This window comes from Amphritea sp. HPY, assembly GCF_050870985.1.
Taxonomy (GTDB): Bacteria; Pseudomonadota; Gammaproteobacteria; order Pseudomonadales; family Balneatricaceae; genus Amphritea.
In genome coordinates, this window is the sequence record NZ_CP194015.1 from 5,344,825 (window position 1) to 5,363,845 (window position 19,021).

A 19,021-nucleotide genomic window follows, 5' to 3' on the forward strand; every position below is an offset into this window, starting at 1 on the left:
CATGCGCAATCTTTTTATTCATACGCAATGGATCCCCGCCTGCTTGCAGGTGTCTGCATTACTTCTCAATAGGTTGTTTTTTAAGCGCTTTTTTTAGGCCTCTCTGGGCTTCTTGTTCGCTGTATTTATTCTGCTAATGATTTCACCTGTTTCACTGCCCGGAATGGGGTTGCGGCCTTGCAAAAAGAGGGCTTAATTTCTATAGTGTCGTGTAGTGGGTAATTGTGGGTAAATGTGGGTATTTGTAACCCAAGGGGAACGTGCAAGGCGTGTTCAGAGGCGTAAATCCAATTAATCTTGATGCCAAAGGCCGTATGGCCGTGCCGGCGCGCTACCGTGACAAGATCACGGAGTACTGCTGTGGTCATATGGTTGCGACGATTGATACGGAAGAACGCTGCCTGCTGTTGTACCCGTTGGCTGAGTGGGAAGAGATTCAGGAAAAGATTGAAGCGTTACCCAGCTTTAACCCGGCGGCCCGTCGTATTCAACGCTTGCTGATTGGTCATGCAACTGATCTGGATATGGATGCTAACGGCCGCTTGTTATTGTCAGCACCGTTGCGGGAATATGCCGAACTGAATAAAAAGATCGTATTGCTTGGACAGGGCAATAAGTTTGAGATCTGGAGCGAAGAACGCTGGCTGGCTACCCGGGAAGAATACCTGGCTGAAGCTGAAGGCGGCATGGCGCTGCCAGAAGAGTTACAGAATTTATCACTTTAAACCGACAGGGGTTAGCGCACATGAGTGCAGAATTTCAACATATCACAGTATTGCTGAATGAGGCTGTGGATACCCTGGTCGGCGAAGGGGACGGTTTTTATATCGATGGTACCTTTGGTCGTGGTGGTCATTCGGCGCTGGTGCTGAGTCGCTTGTCTGAAAATGGCCGGTTGATGGCTATCGATAAAGATCCTGAAGCTATCAAATGCGCTGCTGAACGTTTTGCCGATGAATCCCGGTTCAGCATAGAACGTGGTTCTTTTGCGCAGCTGGAGCAGTTTGTAACTGCCAGAGGGTTGCAAGGGCAGGTTGATGGCGTATTGCTTGATCTGGGTGTTTCATCACCGCAGCTTGATGATCCCGAGCGGGGCTTTAGTTTTATGGCCGATGGCCCGCTGGATATGCGGATGAACCCGGATGCGGGTGAGAGCGCGGCAGAGTGGCTGGCGCGAGCCAGTGATAAAGAGATCGCCGATGTACTTTATACCTACGGTGAAGAACGCCATTCGCGGCGTATGGCGCGAGCGATTCTTGCGGAACGTGAAATCGAGCCAATTACTACGACAGCGCGCCTGCAGAAGATTATCGCGGAAGCGAATCCATCCTGGGAAAAAGGTAAGAATCCGGCGACCCGGGCGTTCCAGGGGATTCGAATTTTTATCAACCGTGAGCTGGAAGATCTGGAAAACTGCCTTGATCAGGCGCTCGAAATGCTCAAGCCCGGTGGCCGTTTAGTTGTGATCAGCTTCCACTCTTTGGAAGATCGGATTGTTAAGCGTTTTATTCGCAAATATGTAAAGGGTGATGAGCATTTGCCGCCGGGAATTCCGGTTACCGAGGATATGATGAATAAGCGCCTTGAAGCCATAACTAAGGCGGTTAAGGCTGGCAAGAACGAGGTAGCGGAAAATCCTCGTTCACGCAGTGCGGTTATGCGGGCGGCCAAGAAGATAAAATGAAACTGAAGCTGCCAGGATGGCTGCGGGAAGCTGAGCTGGAGCATGGACCGCTGATTAAACCGGTTGAGTTGCTGCGACAGGGGGTAATACTAATGCTGGTTATCGTTCTGTTGATTGGTTCTGCCCTGATGGTTATCTGGTCTGCACATCAGTATCGGTTGTTTTTTAACCAGCAGCAGGAGCTTGTGCAGCAGTGGGATGAGCTTCAGGTTGAGTGGGGGCAGTTGTTGCTGGAACAGGGAACGTTGGCGGCTAATAGCCGGGTTGAGTCGGTAGCGATTAAACGATTGGAGATGATAGTGCCGGAGCAGGTTGAGGTGATTCGGGATGAGCGCTGAGCAGGATCTGCAAACCAGAGCAGCCAGGGGCTGGCGCTTGTGGTTAGTGTTTGTCCTGCTATTAGTGATCGCCGGTGTCATCGTTACTAAAATGTTGTCTCTGAACTTTCAGGATCAGGCTTTCCTGCAGCAGCAGGGTGATGCCCGGGTCCTGCGAAATGCGGCAATTCCTGCACACCGGGGGGTTATTACCGATCGTAATGGGCAGCCATTATCGGTGAGTGCTCCGGTGTCGACTGTTTGGGTTAATCCGAAAGAGTTCGACCTGAATCATGGTTCGGTTGATCGTCTGGCAGCGTTGTTAAAAAGCGACCGTCCTGCGCTACAAAAAAAGATATCCCGTTTCAGGTCCAGGCAGTTCTTATATCTGAAACGCCAGATAACCCCCGCGCTGGCTGCGCAGGTTGAGCAGTTAAAAATCCCTGGTTTATATGTCGATCGCGATTATAAGCGTTTCTATCCTGCTGCTGAGGTTACAACGCACTTGGTTGGCTTTACCAATGTTGATGGTGTCGGGCAGGAAGGTCTCGAGCTGGCGTACGAGGACTGGCTCAAGGGGGTGCCGGGGAAAAAGCTGGTGATGCGAGACCTGCTGGGGCGTACCGTCAAGCATATTCGGGAAGTCGAGCCGATGACGCAGGGTAATGACCTTCAGCTCAGTATTGATCTGCGCATGCAATACCTGGCATACCGCGAGCTAAAAGCGGCGGTGCAGGCACATAAAGCCGATTCAGCTGCGATGGTTGTATTGGATGCGCTAACCGGGGAAGTGTTGGCGATGGTGAATCAACCTTCGTATAACCCGAATGACCGGAGTGGTCTGGGTAGTGATATGAAGTCGCTCCGAAACAGGGCGGTGACGGATGTCTTTGAGCCGGGCTCGACGATGAAGCCGTTAGCTGTTTCAGCCGCATTGATGAGCGGAAAATACACACCGGATTCAGTCATTGATACATCACCTGGTTATATCCGGGTTAAAGGCAAAACGATTCGTGACCATCGCAATTATGGCGAGCTTGATCTGTCACACATAATTACTAAATCGAGTAATGTTGGTATGACCAAACTTGCCTTGAGCATGCATGAAGATGCCGTCAGAAATGTATACCAGAATGTCGGACTGGGGCAGGTGCCGGGTACCGGTTTTCCGGGTGAACAGGCCGGCGTGCTGCCGTATATAAGCAAGAAACGATTGATAGAGAGGGCAACGTTATCCTACGGTTATGGTTTGGCAGTGACGCCTTTGCAATTAGCGCAGGCTTATATGCCGTTTGCCAGCGGAGGTGTTGTCCGGCCAGTATCTCTGCTTAAACTGGATCGGCCGCAAGCAACCACCCGGGTAATGCCGCAGCAGGTTGCCGAGCAAGTACTACGCATGATGGAGACAGTAACCCAACAGGGCGGAACCGGACGTCGAGCAGCCATTGACGGTTACCGGGTTGCGGGTAAAACCGGCACTGTGCATAAGGTTGGTCGCGGCGGTTACAAAGATGATCAGTATGTTTCAGTTTTTGCCGGCGTCGCGCCGGTGATTAATCCTCGTATCATCGCGGTAGTCATGGTGGATAATCCGAAGGGGCAGGAATATTACGGTGGTGAAGTGGCAGCGCCGGTTTTTTCCCGGGTCGTAGGTGGTGCTTTGCGTGCCTTGAATGTTGCTCCGGATAATTGGCAGCCGGCAGAAACCCGGATGGTGATGCAATGACACAGCCGATGATGACATTAGGTCAGTTACTGCAACCGTTCTCAGACATTGAACTGGGATCAGAGTGTGCAGCTCTGGCCATTCAAGGCCTGAGTCAGGATAGTCGCGCAGTGAACCCCGGGCATCTGTTTCTGGCCCGTACCGGGGTTAGCCATAAAGGTATAGATTTTGTTCAATCCGCTGTAGCAGAAGGGGCAGTCGCTGCAATTGTTAATCGTGCAGAGCTGGCTGCAGCGGAACCTATTAAAACAGCGATCCCGGTGATCGCTGTGGCGGATGTTAACCGGTTGATCGGACCGGTTGCAGCGCAGTTTTACGGTAATCCATCCACTGATATGAAGATGGTGGGTGTTACCGGGACTAACGGTAAAACCTCATGCGCCCATTACATTGCGCAGATGCTGGAGTATGCGGGTGAGACCTGCGGATTGATCGGCACTGTGGGTAACGGCTTGCTGGGCAAGATGACTGATGCCAGCCACACAACACCGGACGCAATCAGTTTGCAGAAGATGCTGGCTGAATTGAAGCAGCAAGGTGCAACAGCGGTCGTGATGGAGGTTTCCAGTCACGCGCTTGATCAGCATCGGGTCGCGGGTGTCGAGTTTGATGTTGCCGCATTTACTAACTTATCCCGTGATCATCTGGACTATCACGGCGATATGGAGTCGTATGGCGCTGCAAAGGCTCAGTTGTTTACCTGTATGGGGGTTCCCCATCGGGTGATAAATATCGATGATGACTATGGTATCCGGCTGGCTGAAATTGCCAGTGGGGAGCCGGTTCTGACATTTGGTGAAACTGCTGAAGCTGACGTCAGTGCTAATAATGTTCGACTCTCTGCGGATGGTATTAAAGCAGATTTATCTACGCCCTGGGGAACCCTTGGCCTGGATACAGGTCTCATTGGCCGGTTTAACCTGAGTAATCTGTTACTTGCGATAAGTGTTTGCGGTGAACTTGGATTGAAGTTGGAGCAGATTGAGTCAGCAGTGAATCTGATAAGCGCTGTGCCAGGGCGAATGCAGTTAGTGCAGCGTCGATTACCATTGGTTGTGGTGGATTATGCGCACACCCCGGATGCACTGGAGAAAGCCTTGCAGGCTCTGACTAAACATTGTCAGGGCAATTTGTGGTGTGTGTTTGGCTGTGGTGGCGATCGTGATACCGGTAAAAGACCGGAGATGGCCAGAATTGCTGAGCATTTATCGGATCGGGTAGTGATCACCAGTGATAACCCCCGTGGTGAAGATCCACAAAGCATTATCGATATGGTACTGGCAGGAATCACTGAGCCCGATGCGGTTACAGCCATTACGCTGCGTGAGCAAGCGATCGCTTATGCTGTGGCAGAACTTAAAGAACAAGATATTTTATTGATTGCTGGGAAAGGCCATGAGACCTACCAGGAAATAAAAGGGGTAAGAATGCCGTTTGATGATGTCGCGGTAGCTAACAAGGCGTTAGAGCTGAGGGTCGTAAAATGAATGGTCCGTTTGCTCTGTCGCAGCTGGAAAAAGTTCTTTCTGGTCGTTTAGTAGGTGCTGATCTCTCCATTAACGGAGTGAGTACGGATACCCGGAATATAAACGCCGGAGATCTGTTTATAGCACTGAAAGGTGAAAACTTTGATGCCCACCATTTTATTGACCAGGCTGCTGATAGTGGGGCTGCCGCGGTTGTGGTGGAGCATCAGGTTGACACTGATCTGCCACAGCTGATTGTTGCTGATACCCGTCTGGCTCTGGGTGTAATTGCGCAGTTTAACCGTGATCAGTTTAAAGGCGCGTTGTTTGCGATTACCGGTAGCAGTGGTAAGACCACGGTAAAAGAGATGCTGGCAGCGATCAGTGCCGAGCGAGGGCAGACCCTGGCGACTCTAGGCAACTTGAATAACGACATCGGTGTACCACTAACGTTACTTCGTCTGAGCGAGGGTGACCGCTATGCGGTGATCGAAATGGGGGCAAGCGGGCCCGATGAAATTGCTTACAGTACAGGGTTGGCGAGACCTGATGTGGCGCTATTGAACAATGCCCTGGGAGCCCACCTGGAAGGCTTTGGTAGCTTGCAGGGAGTGGTCGATGCGAAGGCGGAAATTTTCTCGGGTTTGACTGAGCAGGGCACTGCAGTTGTCAATTTAGATGACCCTCACAGTTCGGTCTGGTTAGAGGGGCTGCAACAACAGCCTGTTTTGACTTTCTCGATGTCTGAAACAGAAGCTGGTAAAGCGGACGTATCTGCAACCGATATCCAGTTGCAAAGCAGTGGCTGCTACCGCTTTAACCTGAACTTCAAAGACCAGGTTCAACCGGTCACATTATCACTACTGGGTCGGCATAACGTAGCTAATGCACTGGCCGCAGCAACCGCAGCGATAGCTGATGGATGCGAGTTAGCAACTGTTGCAACCGGTTTGGCTAACTGTCGCACCGTTGCTGGCAGGATGCAACCGATCCAGCTGCACCCATCTACTCTGTTAATTGATGACAGCTATAACGCTAACCCCAGTGCTGTGAAAGTCGCTATTGATGCGCTTACCGAGCTGGATGGTGAGGCTGTTCTGGTATTGGGGGATATGGGTGAGCTGGGTAGTGATGAAGTAGAGCAGCATCGGGATGTGGGGCGTTATGCGGCTGCAAAAGATGTTAAACGGTTATTTACCTGCGGCAAGCTTTGTATTGCCGCAGTCGAAGGCTACTTAGAAGCCGGTGGTAGTGAAGCAATGAATCTGGAAAGTAGAGATGCGCTGGTAGCTCATCTGAGTAACCTGCCTGCATCGCAGTTTAGTAAGCAACGAAACATTCTGGTGAAGGGGTCGCGCAGCGCGGCGATGGACCAGGTTATAAATGGATTGGTAAACGGAGGGGCTTGCTGATGCTACTACTTTTAACAGAGTGGCTATCACAATTTCACAGTGGTTTCGGTGTATTCAGTTATCTGACCCTACGAGGCATTCTTGGCGTGCTGACCGCGCTGGTTATCTCTCTGGTGCTGGGGCCGAAGCTTATTCGCAAACTGCGTACCAAACAGATCGGGCAGTCAATCCGGGATGACGGCCCGCAATCTCATTTGAGCAAGGCAGGCACGCCGACGATGGGCGGCGCGCTGATTATACTTGCAATTATGATCAGCAGTTTGTTGTGGGGAGACCTGAGCAACAGATATGTCTGGATTGTGCTGGGTACTACCTTTGTTTTTGGTGCAGTAGGCTGGGTCGATGATTACCGGATGGTTATCGAGAAAAATCCACGTGGTTTGCCTGCTCGCTGGAAGTATTTCTGGCAGTCAGTCGGTGGTTTAGGTGCTGCAGTTGTACTGTATTTCACCGCACAAACACCGGCTGAAACCCAGTTGATTATTCCGCTATTCAAAGACGTTGCGATCGACATGGGGATATTTTTTATTGTCTTTACCTATTTCGTGATTGTTGGTACTTCCAATGCTGTGAATCTGACCGATGGACTCGACGGTCTGGCAATTCTGCCAACGGTAATGGTTGCTGGCGCGCTGGGTATTTTTGCATATCTGGGCGGTAACGTTAATTTTGCTGAATACCTGCATATCCCTTATATCAAAGGCTCAGGTGAGCTGATAGTTATCTGCGGTTCGATTGCGGGTGCCGGGCTTGGTTTCCTCTGGTTTAACACATACCCGGCTCAGGTATTTATGGGTGACGTAGGCGCGCTTGCTCTGGGTGCGGCACTGGGGGTGATCGCCGTGATCGTTCGTCAGGAACTGGTGCTGTTTATTATGGGCGGCGTGTTCGTAATTGAAACCGTATCGGTGATCCTGCAGGTTGGTTCATTTAAGTTAACCGGGCGCCGGATTTTTCGCATGGCACCGCTGCACCATCATTTTGAACTTAAAGGCTGGCCGGAGCCTCGAGTGATTGTACGGTTCTGGATTATTACGGTAGTGCTGGTACTGATTGGGCTGGCAACGCTGAAGATTCGATAAGTTGTTTCAGTATTTTTAGCTACAGATAAATATAGATAAGAAAAGATAAAGGGGACAGAAGTGAGTCTAATCGCTACGGATCAGTTAAGAGTAGTGATAGGTCTGGGACAGACCGGGCTTTCCTGTGCCCGCTATCTGACGCGTAACAACCTGCCTTTTGTGCTGATGGATACACGTTCAGCGCCGCCAAACCTGGAACAGATCAGAGCTGACTTTCCGGATGCAGAGATTATATGCGGTGAGCTGGATGCTGATCTGTTGAGTCGTGCCAGCGATATTCTGTTGAGTCCTGGTGTAGCAAAAGATCAGCCCGCTATTACACAGGCGGTTGCTGCGGGAGTGAAGTTAAGCGGTGATATCGATCTGTTTTGCCGTGCGGTCAGTGCACCGATCATTGCTATTACCGGGTCGAATGCAAAAAGTACTGTAACCACTCTGGTGGGGCAGATGGCGATTGATGCCGGAATCGATACCGGAGTCGGTGGCAATCTGGGGACGCCGGTGCTGGATATGCTGGTGGACGGTGAGCAGCAACTTTATGTGCTTGAGCTATCCAGCTTCCAGTTGGAAACGGTTAATGATCTGCGCGCTGAAGTGGCAACGGTGCTCAATGTCAGTCCTGATCATCTGGATCGTTACGCTAACAATATGCAATTGTATTATCAGGCCAAGCATCGGATCTTCCGAGGTGCCAGGCAGGTGGTGGTTAATCGTGATGATGCGTTGACGTCGCCGTTGGTGAATAGCAGCGTTAAAGTGACAAGCTTTGGTCTTGATAAACCAGACCTGAAAACATTCGGCTTAATTACAGAGCAGGGCAAACAATTTCTGGCACAGGGGCGGGATAAATTACTGTCGGTGAAGGAGTTAAAGACCCGTGGCGAGCATAATTTAGCTAATGCCCTGTCGGCCCTGGCCTTAGGCGATGCCGCGGGTTTACCGATGCAATCTATGTTGCATACGTTGAAGCAATTTAGCGGCCTGAAACATCGTTGTCAGTGGGTTGCCGAGCGGCAGCAGGTTAGTTATTTCAATGACAGTAAGGGGACCAATGTTGGTGCCACCGTTGCTGCATTGAACGGGTTGGGTGCGACCTTGCCTGAAGAATCAAAGATAGTTTTGATAGCTGGTGGTGTTGGCAAAGGGGCGCAGTTCGATGAATTGAATGTTCCAATGCAGAGCTATGGTCGGGCTCTGGTTCTGATCGGAGAAGATGGCCCGCAGATAGCTGCTGCGGTGAGTTCAGCGGCTGCTGAATACGCTGGCGATATGATTGCGGCAGTGCGTCAGGCGCAAGCGATAGCACAGCCTGGCGACATTGTTTTGTTGTCACCAGCTTGCGCCAGCTTTGATATGTTCAGTGGCTTCCCGGCCCGTGGTGATGCCTTTATCGCGGCGGTAGAAGCATTATGATTGCCGCTGCGCTGGATCGATTTTTGCCCGACAGGTTTATGTCAGGCAGGGCTACGCCGGATTCGGTTGCTGTAAAGCCTGTAGCAAAGTTTGCTTCGGTACTGCCTTTTGATCCCTGGTTATTGATGGCTGTTCTGTCGCTGATATGTATCGGCTTTATTATGATCAGCTCTGCATCGGTTGAAGTCGCTGCGGTGAAGAACAGCAATCCGTTCTTTTATATGTACCGCCATGGCATTTTTATCATTCTGGGTCTTATCGCCGGGATTGTAATGTTAAGGGTGCCAATCAGTTATTGGCAGCGTTCCGGCCCATGGTTGCTGTTGCTGGGGTTCGCTTTGCTGGTGCTGGTGTTGCTGGTGGGGCGCGAAATTAATGGTAGTGTGCGCTGGATTCCGCTGGGGCCGGTTAACTTGCAGGCTTCTGAAGTGGCGAAGTTTGCCATGGTCGTGTATCTGGCGGGTTATCTGGTGCGGCGCCTGTCCGAAGTGCGTAACAGCTGGAAGGGCATTGCTAAACCGGCATTACCGCTAGCGTTGTTCGTCTTGCTGCTGATACTTGAGCCTGACTTTGGTGCTGCGGTGGTTCTCATGGGGACCGTCATGGGAATGATCTTTCTCGGAGGCATGCGCTTCAGTCAGTTTATTCTGGTGGTGATGGGTTGTTTGGTTGTGATCTCGACCCTGGCTGTAGTGCAGCCATATCGTATGCAACGATTACAGTCGTTTCTTGACCCCTGGTCGGATCCCTATGGTAGTGGTTATCAGCTGGCCCAGGCGCAGATCGCGTTTGGCCGGGGTGAATGGTTTGGCACCGGTTTAGGCAATAGCGTACAGAAGCTGTTCTATCTGCCGGAGGCGCATACAGACTTTGTTTTCTCTGTTCTGGCCGAAGAGATGGGGCTCATTTCAGCGCTAATTGTGATTGCTCTATACGGCTTGTTAGTAGTTCGTGTTTTCCGTGTGGGGCGCCGGGCGGAAAAGCTGCAGCAGTTCTTCATGGCGTATATCGCCTATGGTTTTGCGATCATGTTAGGTGGGCAGGCGTTGATCAATATCGGCGTAAATGTCGGCGCGTTGCCAACAAAAGGATTGACGCTGCCACTGCTGAGTTATGGTGGCAGTAGTCTGGTGGTTAGCTGCGTAATGTTGGCGATTGTTATGCGTATCGATTATGAGCTGAAACAGTTACTTGCTACAGGCGAGATTTACCCGGGCAAGATTGCCGATCAGATAAAACAGAAGCGGCAAAAGAAACAAAAATCAGAGTCAAAGAGCAAAGATAAGGGTAAACCGGATGACTGACTCCAGAACAGCACTGATTATGGCGGGCGGTACCGGTGGACATGTGTTCCCGGCACTGGCGACTGCTGATCAGCTCCGTGACAAGGGAATCCGTGTTGAATGGCTCGGAACCCGGGTCGGAATTGAGGCCGACGTTGTACCTGCGGCGGGAATCAAACTGCACTGTATTAATGTTACAGGGTTGCGTGGCAAAGGTAAGTTAAGCCTGCTGCTGGCACCGTTCCGTTTGCTACAGGCGTTATATCAGGCGTTAACTGTATTGCGTCAGGTTAAACCGGATGTCGTGTTGGGCATGGGTGGTTTTGCTTCTGGCCCTGGTGGGCTTGCGGCCTGGTTGTGTGGTGTGCCAGTAGTGATTCATGAGCAGAATGCAGTTGCGGGTATGACCAACAAGATTCTCTCCCGGATGGCAAAGCGCGTATTGGAAGCTTTTGGTGGTGCTTTTAAAGGTAAGGCTAAAACCGAAGTGGTGGGTAACCCGGTGCGGGGTAATATTCTGCAGCTGGACGCTCCTGAACAACGTTTTGACGGACGTAGTGGGCCGATACGACTGTTAATAGTTGGCGGTAGCCTGGGAGCTAAAGCGATTAACGATCTGTTGCCACAAGTGTTAGCTGATCTCCCCGAAAATGTCAGGCCAGAAGTCTGGCATCAGGTTGGTAAGCGCAATATCGTGGAAGCTCAGCAGAATTACCAGCAAGTGGGCCTGGCAGAAGATTCCACTATCCGTGTAGTGCCTTTTATTGAACGGATGGATGAAGCGTATGGCTGGGCGGACCTGGTACTTTGTCGGGCAGGTGCGTTGACCGTAAGTGAATTGAGTATTGCCGGTGTGGCATCGGTGTTAGTACCATTTCCGTTTGCTGTTGATGACCATCAGACCGGCAATGCCGGTTACCTGTCAGAGCAGGGCGCAGCGGTGCTGGTACAACAAACTGAATTAGATAAGCAGCGATTAAAGAATCTATTAACAGAGCAGTTCATAGATCGATCTGTGCTGTTAACAATGGCAAATAAGGCCCGTAACCTTGCCCGGCCTGAAGCCAGTGCAACCGTGGCGGATGTTTGTCTGGAGGTAATGAAGCCGTGACTGAGAATATAGCAACAGAGAATGTATTAGCTGAAAACGCAGCAGCTGTATATGAAGTACCAGAGATGCGTCGTATCCGTCGAATTCACTTCGTCGGTATTGGTGGCGTAGGAATGTGCGGTATAGCCGAAGTTTTGTTGAACCAGGGTTACCAGATATCCGGATCTGATATCCGGTCATCGGCGGTTACCAATCGGCTGCAGGGAATGGGGGCTGAGATCTTCATTGGCCATAGTGAAGATAATATTACGGCGGCTAATGTCGTGGTGACTTCTACAGCGGTGAATGAAGAAAATCCGGAGGTGAAAGCTGCCCGGGAGCGTCGGATACCCCTGGTGCGCCGGGCTGAGATGCTGGCCGAGCTGATGCGCTATCGACATGGCATCGCTGTGGCGGGTACTCACGGTAAAACCACGACCACCAGTCTGATCGCTTCGATTATGGCAGAGGGTAAGCTGGACCCTACATTTGTCATAGGAGGGCGCCTGAACAGCGCCGGTACCAATGCCAAGCTGGGCGGTAGTCGTTACCTGGTAGCAGAGGCCGACGAAAGCGATGCTTCTTTCCTGCACCTGCAGCCGATGGTTGCCATCGTGACTAATATTGATGCCGACCATATGGACACCTATGGTGGTGATTTCGGTAAGCTGAAAAAGACCTTTGTTGAATTCCTGCATAACCTGCCGTTTTATGGTCTGGCGGTGCTGTGCTCTGATGATCCTGTAGTGCAGGAGATCATTCCTGAGATCGGTCGTCCGATAGTAACCTATGGTCTCAATGACGATGCTGATTACCGGGCGGTTGATATTAGCCAGAACGGTATGGAGACGCGCTTTACGGTTAAGCGTCCAGATGGTCGGGCTGATCTTCAGGTAGCCCTGAATATGCCCGGGGAACACAATGTTTTAAATGCACTGGCATCTATCGCCGTGGCATCCGATGAAGGCATTGATGACGAGGCGATCTGTCTTGCTCTGCAGAAGTTCCAGGGCGTTGGTCGACGTTTCCAGGTGCTGGGTGATATCCCGGTTGATGGCGGCAGTGCCATGCTGGTTGATGATTATGGTCATCACCCCCGTGAGGTGCAGGCGACGATTAAGGCAGTTAAAGATGGCTGGCCGGACAGGCGTTTAGTCATGATAAATCAGCCTCACCGTTATAGCCGCACCCGTGATCTGTATGAAGATTTTGTTCAGGTGCTGTCGGATGTTGACGTACTGCTGCTGATGGAAGTCTACGCTGCTGGTGAAGAGCCTATTGCCGGAGCGGATAGCCGCAGCTTATGTCGTAGTATACGCCAGCGAGGAAGCGTCGATCCGGTGTTTGTCGAGTCGATCGAAGCAGTGCCTGAAGTGTTGAAAAACCTACTGCGCCCCGGCGACCTGTTGCTGACTCAGGGGGCGGGTAATATTACCGCTCTTGCACATGATCTGGCCGGGCTGGATCTGTCTGAAGTAAAAAGCGAGGCAAACTGATGAGCGGTTATCAGATTACTGCGGCTGAGCAGCAGCAATTCGGACGGGTTGCTGTTATCTACGGAGGTTCATCTGCGGAACGTGTTGTTTCACTTAAGAGTGGTGCTGAAGTATTGAAAGGCCTGCTGGCGGCTGGTGTGAATGCGTTTGGTATTGATCTGTGCGGTGATGGTGCTGATCCGGTACGGCAGATCCATGACGCTGATTTCGATCGGGCATTTCTTATTCTTCACGGTCGTGGTGGTGAAGATGGCACGATACAGGGGCTGTTGGAAATAATGGAGAAACCTTATACCGGCAGCGGCGTGATGGCATCAGCACTGGGTATGGATAAGGTCAAGTGTAAGCAGATCTGGGAAGGTGCGGGTATGCCTACCCCGAAATACGCTGTTTTGCGGGGGGATATTAATGCTGCTGAATTAGCTGCAGAACTTGGCTTCCCGATGATTGTGAAACCGGCCCATGAGGGTTCCAGTATCGGTATGAGCAAAGTTGACGATCTGGCAGGTTTGGAGCGAGCATATGCCGAAGCAAAAGAGTACGACCGGGCGGTATTAGCTGAAAGCTGGGTTCAGGGGCCTGAATTTACTGTCGCTGTTCTTAACGGTTCAGCGCTACCGGTTATTCGCCTGGAAACTCCCCATGAATTTTATGATTTTGATGCCAAGTATCAGGCAAATGATACCCAGTACCGGTTTGATCATGGTCTGACCGAGACGCAGGAAACTGAACTTAAACGCCTCTCAGAACAAGCTTTCGAAATGGTTGGCTGCGATGGCTGGGGGCGGGTCGATGTGATGATGGATGATGTATCAGGTTTTCAACTGCTGGAAGTGAACACTTTACCGGGAATGACCGATCATAGCCTGGTACCGATGGCCGCACAGCAAGCGGGTATCAGCTTTGAAGAGCTGGTGGTAACTATTTTAAGAGGCGCTGCTTAGTTATGTTGGCGGATCTTTTTTCTAAACAATCATCAGAAGATGCGAAGGATGGCGCTAAAGGCGCTACCCGTTCATCGGCTGTTGGTCGGAAAAAAGAGCGGTCAGCAGTTGTTAAAAGCAAAGAGCCGTCAGCGGGTGTTAAAAGCAAAGAGTCTTCAACCGGTTATAGAAGCAAAGAGTCATCAGCTGTTTTACCGAATAGAGAGTCTGCAGCAGAGACCGTATCTGATGCGCAGGCAGGTAAACCGAGTGCATGGGCAACTGATGGCGACTGGTGGCTGAAACCGGCGACTATTCTTAGCGCATTAGCGGTATTTATTGCGTTGGGTAGCAGCCTGTTAGGCAAAGCTTATGTGTGGCTTGATCAGCCAGTGGCCGCCGTTACAGTGAGTGGCGAAACCAGCTATCTGGATAAAACAGAACTGGCAAATAATACTATCTCGGTTTTGACCGGGGGATTGCTGTCTACTGATCTTGAAGCGGTTAAGAGTGAGATTCAGGCGCATCCCTGGGTTTATCAGATCAAAGTGAACCGGCAGTGGCCCGCAAGTCTGCAGCTTGTTGTGCGTGAAGAGGTTCCGGTTGCTCGTTGGGGTAATTCAGGTCTGCTTAACCATGAGGGAGATATCTTCTGGCCAGAGCAGAGTGAAAAATATATGCAGTTGCCGCGGTTACAGGGGCCGTCGAGCAATACCGGGCAGATGATGTCGCAGTATTATGACCTTAACCAGATGCTGCGCAATATTGGATTGCAGGTGGTTGGGTTGAATCTGGAAGCCAGAGGTGCCTGGACACTGCAACTGAATAACGGTGTGCGTTTAGTGGTGGGCAGGGAGCAGATCGTTGAGCGGCTGGATCGCTTTATTAAGTTGTATCAGAACCGCCTCAGGAATGATGCAGAAGCTGGACGTATAGAGCAGATAGATATCCGTTATAACAACGGTTTGGCAGTTAAGTGGCGTAAGCAACCAGCTTTGGAAGCAGAGTCAGTACAGAAAGGTTAATGAGTGTGATCAGGCGTCTAGAGTCAATGGTTTTAGTATAAGTGGAACTGTGAACAGAGTGCTAAACGGATCGTATTGAATGTGTATTTGGCAGTATTAAGTGGTGTAAGCAACCGGCTTTGAAAACAGGGTCGGAACTCAAAGGGTACTACAAGGGTACTAAAAGGTTAATAAGTGTGAACAGGCGTTTAGAGTCAGTTAGCAATATGATCGTAGCATTAGACATAGGTACCTCTAAGGTAGTCTGTCTGGTGGGTGAAGTAGGCCTCGACGGCACGATCGATATCGTAGGCATTGGTTCGCATGAGTCCCGTGGTTTGAAGCGAGGGGTGGTGGTCAATATCGAATCCACCGTGCACTCGATCCAACGGGCGGTTGAAGAAGCTGAGCTGATGGCTGGTTGTAAGATCCACTCGGTAACCGTAGGTGTGGCCGGGAGCCATATTAACAGTATGAATTCCTACGGTATCGTCGCAGTGCGCGATGGTGAAGTGATGCAGCATGACCTGGAACGGGTGATTGATGCTGCGCGTGCGGTGGCAATTCCCGCCGATCAGAAGATTTTACATATCCTGCCGCAGGAATATGTAATCGATAACCAGGAAGGTATTCGTGAGCCGCGGGGGATGTCTGGGGTGCGCCTGGAAGCCCGGGTACACCTTGTCACCGGAGCGGTGAATGCGGTCCAGAATATAGAGAAGTGTGTTCGGCGTTGTGGCCTCGAAGTGGATAACGCCGTACTGGAACAGCTGGCCTCCAGCTACTCAGTACTGACCGAAGATGAGAAAGAGCTGGGCGTGTGTATGGTGGATATGGGTGGTGGTACCACCGATATTGCTATCTTCACCGGTGGCGCGATCCGCCATACTGCGGTGATTCCGATCGCCGGAGACCAGGTTACAAATGATATCGCCATGGCGCTGCGGACTCCGACGCCCCATGCCGAAGATATTAAGATGAAATATGCCTGCGCGCTGGCGCAGCTAGCTAATGCTAATGAGACGATCAAAGTACCGAGTGTCGGTGATCGTCCGGCGCGGGATTTGTCCCGCCAGGCATTGGCTGAAGTGGTAGAGCCGCGTTATGACGAACTGTTCACCCTGATACAGGCAGAGCTGCGACGTAGCGGATTTGAAGATTTAACGGCAGCTGGCATCGTTCTGACCGGCGGCACGGCAAAGATGGAAGGCGCGGTCGAACTGGCCGAAGAGATCTTTCATATGCCGGTACGGCTGGCGATCCCGAAAGGGGTGCGGGGCATGGAGGATATTCTGTGCAGCCCTGTTTATGCCACCGGTATCGGCCTGCTGCAATATGCTAAACAGGACAGTATACAGCCGGTAGGTGAAGCGGTATTGATCGAGGAAGAGATCATGCGGCCGAATGTATTGAACCGGATGAAAGCCTGGTTCAAGGGCAATTTTTAACAGTAGTACCGTTTTTAAATAGTAGTACCGTTTTTTGATATTAAGTGTTTTATCCTCCGCCAACCGGACGGCAGGGATGAGCAGAAAAAAGATTGCAATAACCAGGTGCGGGTTGGGCACTGAACCTGAGGGGAAAGGGATATGTTTGAATTACTGAACAGCGTAGCATCGAGTGCTGTAATTAAAGTTGTTGGCGTCGGCGGTGGCGGCGGCAATGCAGTACAGCATATGGTATCCGCGGAAGTGGATGGGGTCGAATTTATCTGCGCCAATACGGACTCGCAGGCACTCAACAATATGGGTGCCGAAAGCGTATTGCAGCTGGGTTCTGAGATTACTAAAGGGCTGGGGGCCGGTGCTAACCCGGAAATCGGCCGTCAGGCTGCACTGGAAGATCGTGACCAGATCGCTGATATGCTCAGTGGTGCGGATATGATCTTCATCACCGCAGGTATGGGTGGTGGTACCGGAACCGGTGCGGCCCCTATCGTTGCGGAAGTGGCTAAAGAACTGGGTATACTGACGGTTGCGGTAGTTACTAAGCCGTTCCCGTTTGAAGGACGTAAGCGCCTGAAAATTGCCGAGGAGGGGATCAAAGAGCTGTCTGAAAATGTTGATTCCCTGATTATCGTACCGAATGAAAAGTTGATGCAGGTGCTTGGTAAAAACTGCAGTCTGATCAATGCATTCATCGCCGCTAATGATGTTCTGAAAGGTGCGGTACAAGGTATCTCCGATCTTATCATCCGTCCGGGTATGATCAACGTCGATTTCGCCGACGTGCGCACCGTGATGTCTGAAATGGGTACCGCGATGATGGGTACCGGTTCGGCCAAAGGTGAAAATCGTGCGGTTGAAGCGGCTGAGGCGGCGGTACGCAGTCCGTTACTGGAAGATGTGGATCTGCAAGGTGCCCGCGGAATTTTGGTCAATATTACTGCAGGTCTGGATCTGGGCCTGGGTGAGTTCTCTGAAGTCGGTCAGGTAGTGGAAGAGTTTGCATCAGATGACGCCACTGTTGTTGTCGGGACGGTTATCGATCCTGAGATGACTGATCATATTAAGGTCACTGTTGTTGCTACGGGATTAAACCGTGATATTAAGCAGGATGAAACCGTAAAAGTGGTCAGTAATACCCGCAAGCCGGATGGCTCGCTTGACCTGCAACGGCTTGAATTACCCGCAGTATTGCGTCGCAAAGCAGACGATATCAAGGCTGAGAATAATATGAAGCCGCAAGCTGAACTTTCTGAGCCGAAGCTATCGAACACCGGAACAGATAATGAGGTGGAGTCTTATCTGGATATCCCGACATTTTTACGACGTCAGGCTGATTAAACTGGATTTGTTCAGGTCGTTGGCGAGACGGATTCCTGAGAATATCTCAGGCTAATATATTATTGCTGCGAATGCGTTAATATTGTTACAATGTCGCGTTAATATTGCGTGAACTCAACCTTGGCAGGAAATATGATCGGACAACGTACTCTACGGAACAGCATTAAAGCGACAGGCGTTGGCCTGCACACCGGGCAGAAAGTGTACTTGTCACTGAAACCGGCGCCGGTTAACACTGGTATTGTTTTCCGCCGTGTCGATCTTGAGCCTGTTGTAGAAATTCATGCCTGTGCCAAGAATGTTGGCGATACGACTTTGTCGACCAACCTGCAAAAAGGCGATGTCCGGGTATCTACCGTTGAGCATCTTTTATCGGCAATGGCTGGCCTGGGTATCGATAATGCCTATGTCGAACTGAGTGCTGAAGAAGTACCCATCATGGATGGTAGTGCTGCACCCTTTGTTTTTCTGATTCAGTCTGCCGGAATCGAAGAGCAGTCTGCACCGAAACAATTTATCCGGATTTTGAAAGAAGTCACTGTTTCGATGGATGATAAAGTGGCGAGCTTTAAGCCATTCAACGGCTTTAAAGTAGGCTTTACTATCGACTTTGATCATCCTGCTTTTGCCGGTCGCAATATGGAAGCCAGTCTTGATTTCTCAAGTACCTCATTTGTCAAAGAAGTAAGCCGCGCGCGTACTTTTGGTTTTATGCGTGATATTGAATACCTGCGCGCTCAGAACCTGGCGCTGGGTGGCAGCATGGATAATGCTATCGTAGTTGATGACTATCGGATTCTGAACGAAGACGGTCTGCGCTACGATGATGAGTTCGTTAAACATAAGGTTCTGGATGCGGTCGGTGATCTGTACCTGCTGGGTAAGAGCCTGATTGGTGAGTTCCATGGTCACAAGTCGGGTCACTATCTGAATAACCTGCTGCTGCGAAAACTGCTCGAGACAGAGGATGCCTGGGAGTTGGCGACCTATGAGGAGCAGGACTCTGCAGCACCTATCTCCTATCTGAAACCAGCAATTGTTGTTTGATTCAGAACTTTAATTCCAGGAAACCGGGCTTTAAGCCCGGTTTTTTTATGCCTTGAATTTTTTGGAAATATATCAGCTACCGTGGTTCGTTTCATGCCCTGAATCAGGTAAAAGATGTTGGCTATTGAGGTTCGTTTTCATGTCTTGAATCAGGGGAATAAATAAAAGCTATTGAGGTTCATGTTCATGCCCTGAATCAGGGAAAAAAATAATAGCTATTGAAGTTCGTTTTCATGCCCCAATACAGGTAGAATGTTGCGTTAAATTTCAGGGATATAGGGTATCTGACTCA

Annotated in this window: 16 protein-coding genes; all 16 read left to right on the forward strand. The window is 50.8% G+C overall.

Annotation, left to right across the window (positions count from 1 at the left end; all coding sequences use genetic code 11):
• Positions 1–269: 269 nt before the first annotated feature.
• The 16 genes from mraZ (at position 270) to lpxC (ending at position 18,729) form a co-directional block, all read left to right on the forward strand.
• The gene (gene mraZ, locus ACQUQM_RS23875; RefSeq protein ID WP_432472362.1) at positions 270–725 is read left to right on the forward strand and encodes a division/cell wall cluster transcriptional repressor MraZ; all 456 of its coding nucleotides are present in this window, start codon (positions 270–272) and stop codon (positions 723–725) included.
• A gap of 20 nt (positions 726–745) precedes the next feature.
• Positions 746–1,684 (forward strand): 16S rRNA (cytosine(1402)-N(4))-methyltransferase RsmH, encoded by a 939-nt coding sequence (gene rsmH, locus ACQUQM_RS23880; RefSeq protein WP_432472363.1) that lies wholly within the window; start codon positions 746–748, stop codon positions 1,682–1,684.
• Positions 1,681–2,022, forward strand: coding sequence for a cell division protein FtsL (ftsL, locus tag ACQUQM_RS23885; protein ID WP_432472364.1), 342 nt, complete (start codon positions 1,681–1,683; stop codon positions 2,020–2,022). Before rsmH ends, ftsL begins: the two co-directional genes overlap by 4 nt.
• Positions 2,012–3,727, forward strand: a complete 1,716-nt coding sequence (locus ACQUQM_RS23890; protein WP_432472365.1) for a peptidoglycan D,D-transpeptidase FtsI family protein — start codon at positions 2,012–2,014, stop codon at positions 3,725–3,727. The genes ftsL and ACQUQM_RS23890 overlap by 11 nt, the downstream gene beginning before the upstream one ends.
• Positions 3,724–5,214: a UDP-N-acetylmuramoyl-L-alanyl-D-glutamate--2,6-diaminopimelate ligase gene (locus ACQUQM_RS23895; RefSeq protein WP_432472366.1), complete on the forward strand. Its 1,491-nt coding sequence runs from the start codon at positions 3,724–3,726 to the stop codon at positions 5,212–5,214. Before ACQUQM_RS23890 ends, ACQUQM_RS23895 begins: the two co-directional genes overlap by 4 nt.
• Complete coding sequence (locus ACQUQM_RS23900) at positions 5,211–6,605, forward strand: UDP-N-acetylmuramoyl-tripeptide--D-alanyl-D-alanine ligase (RefSeq protein WP_432472367.1); 1,395 nt, start codon at positions 5,211–5,213, stop codon at positions 6,603–6,605. Before ACQUQM_RS23895 ends, ACQUQM_RS23900 begins: the two co-directional genes overlap by 4 nt.
• Positions 6,605–7,687: a phospho-N-acetylmuramoyl-pentapeptide-transferase gene (gene mraY / locus ACQUQM_RS23905; RefSeq protein ID WP_432472368.1), complete on the forward strand. Its 1,083-nt coding sequence runs from the start codon at positions 6,605–6,607 to the stop codon at positions 7,685–7,687. Before ACQUQM_RS23900 ends, mraY begins: the two co-directional genes overlap by 1 nt.
• 60 nt (positions 7,688–7,747) lie before the next feature.
• Positions 7,748–9,100, forward strand: coding sequence for a UDP-N-acetylmuramoyl-L-alanine--D-glutamate ligase (gene murD / locus ACQUQM_RS23910; protein WP_432472369.1), 1,353 nt, complete (start codon positions 7,748–7,750; stop codon positions 9,098–9,100).
• Positions 9,101–9,225: 125 nt separating this feature from the next.
• Positions 9,226–10,404 carry a putative lipid II flippase FtsW gene (gene ftsW / locus ACQUQM_RS23915; RefSeq protein ID WP_432474877.1) on the forward strand — a complete coding sequence of 393 codons (1,179 nt, stop codon included), beginning with the start codon at positions 9,226–9,228 and terminating at the stop codon, positions 10,402–10,404.
• Positions 10,397–11,494, forward strand: a complete 1,098-nt coding sequence (gene murG / locus ACQUQM_RS23920) for an undecaprenyldiphospho-muramoylpentapeptide beta-N-acetylglucosaminyltransferase (protein ID WP_432472370.1) — start codon at positions 10,397–10,399, stop codon at positions 11,492–11,494. Before ftsW ends, murG begins: the two co-directional genes overlap by 8 nt.
• 65 nt (positions 11,495–11,559) lie before the next feature.
• Positions 11,560–12,969, forward strand: coding sequence for a UDP-N-acetylmuramate--L-alanine ligase (gene murC / locus ACQUQM_RS23925; protein ID WP_432474878.1), 1,410 nt, complete (start codon positions 11,560–11,562; stop codon positions 12,967–12,969).
• On the forward strand, positions 12,969–13,913 hold the full coding sequence (locus tag ACQUQM_RS23930) for a D-alanine--D-alanine ligase (protein ID WP_432472371.1): 945 nt from the start codon (positions 12,969–12,971) through the stop codon (positions 13,911–13,913). The genes murC and ACQUQM_RS23930 overlap by 1 nt, the downstream gene beginning before the upstream one ends.
• 2 nt (positions 13,914–13,915) lie before the next feature.
• Positions 13,916–14,917 (forward strand): cell division protein FtsQ/DivIB, encoded by a 1,002-nt coding sequence (locus ACQUQM_RS23935; protein ID WP_432472372.1) that lies wholly within the window; start codon positions 13,916–13,918, stop codon positions 14,915–14,917.
• A 206-nt stretch (positions 14,918–15,123) separates the two neighbouring features.
• The gene (ftsA, locus tag ACQUQM_RS23940) at positions 15,124–16,344 is read left to right on the forward strand and encodes a cell division protein FtsA (RefSeq protein WP_432472373.1); all 1,221 of its coding nucleotides are present in this window, start codon (positions 15,124–15,126) and stop codon (positions 16,342–16,344) included.
• A gap of 141 nt (positions 16,345–16,485) precedes the next feature.
• On the forward strand, positions 16,486–17,682 hold the full coding sequence (ftsZ, locus tag ACQUQM_RS23945; protein WP_432472374.1) for a cell division protein FtsZ: 1,197 nt from the start codon (positions 16,486–16,488) through the stop codon (positions 17,680–17,682).
• Positions 17,683–17,814: 132 nt separating this feature from the next.
• A complete protein-coding gene (gene lpxC, locus ACQUQM_RS23950) occupies positions 17,815–18,729 on the forward strand; it encodes a UDP-3-O-acyl-N-acetylglucosamine deacetylase (protein WP_432472375.1) in 915 nt (304 codons plus the stop codon).
• Positions 18,730–19,021 lie beyond the last annotated feature (292 nt).

Bases quoted from the DNA above. Each gene is read 5' to 3' on its own strand.
- ACQUQM_RS23930 (WP_432472371.1), top strand. From the start codon at position 12,969: ATGAGCGGTTATCAGATTACTGCGGCTGAGCAGCAGCAATTCGGACGG.
- lpxC (WP_432472375.1), top strand. From the start codon at position 17,815: ATGATCGGACAACGTACTCTACGGAACAGCATTAAAGCGACAGGCGTT.
- ACQUQM_RS23890 (WP_432472365.1), top strand. From the start codon at position 2,012: ATGAGCGCTGAGCAGGATCTGCAAACCAGAGCAGCCAGGGGCTGGCGC.
- mraY (WP_432472368.1), top strand. From the start codon at position 6,605: ATGCTACTACTTTTAACAGAGTGGCTATCACAATTTCACAGTGGTTTC.
- murG (WP_432472370.1), top strand. From the start codon at position 10,397: ATGACTGACTCCAGAACAGCACTGATTATGGCGGGCGGTACCGGTGGA.
- rsmH (WP_432472363.1), top strand. From the start codon at position 746: ATGAGTGCAGAATTTCAACATATCACAGTATTGCTGAATGAGGCTGTG.
- murC (WP_432474878.1), top strand. From the start codon at position 11,560: ATGCGTCGTATCCGTCGAATTCACTTCGTCGGTATTGGTGGCGTAGGA.
- ACQUQM_RS23895 (WP_432472366.1), top strand. From the start codon at position 3,724: ATGACACAGCCGATGATGACATTAGGTCAGTTACTGCAACCGTTCTCA.
- ACQUQM_RS23935 (WP_432472372.1), top strand. From the start codon at position 13,916: ATGTTGGCGGATCTTTTTTCTAAACAATCATCAGAAGATGCGAAGGAT.
- ACQUQM_RS23900 (WP_432472367.1), top strand. From the start codon at position 5,211: ATGAATGGTCCGTTTGCTCTGTCGCAGCTGGAAAAAGTTCTTTCTGGT.
- ftsL (WP_432472364.1), top strand. From the start codon at position 1,681: ATGAAACTGAAGCTGCCAGGATGGCTGCGGGAAGCTGAGCTGGAGCAT.
- ftsA (WP_432472373.1), top strand. From the start codon at position 15,124: ATGATCGTAGCATTAGACATAGGTACCTCTAAGGTAGTCTGTCTGGTG.
- ftsW (WP_432474877.1), top strand. From the start codon at position 9,226: ATGGCTGTTCTGTCGCTGATATGTATCGGCTTTATTATGATCAGCTCT.
- ftsZ (WP_432472374.1), top strand. From the start codon at position 16,486: ATGTTTGAATTACTGAACAGCGTAGCATCGAGTGCTGTAATTAAAGTT.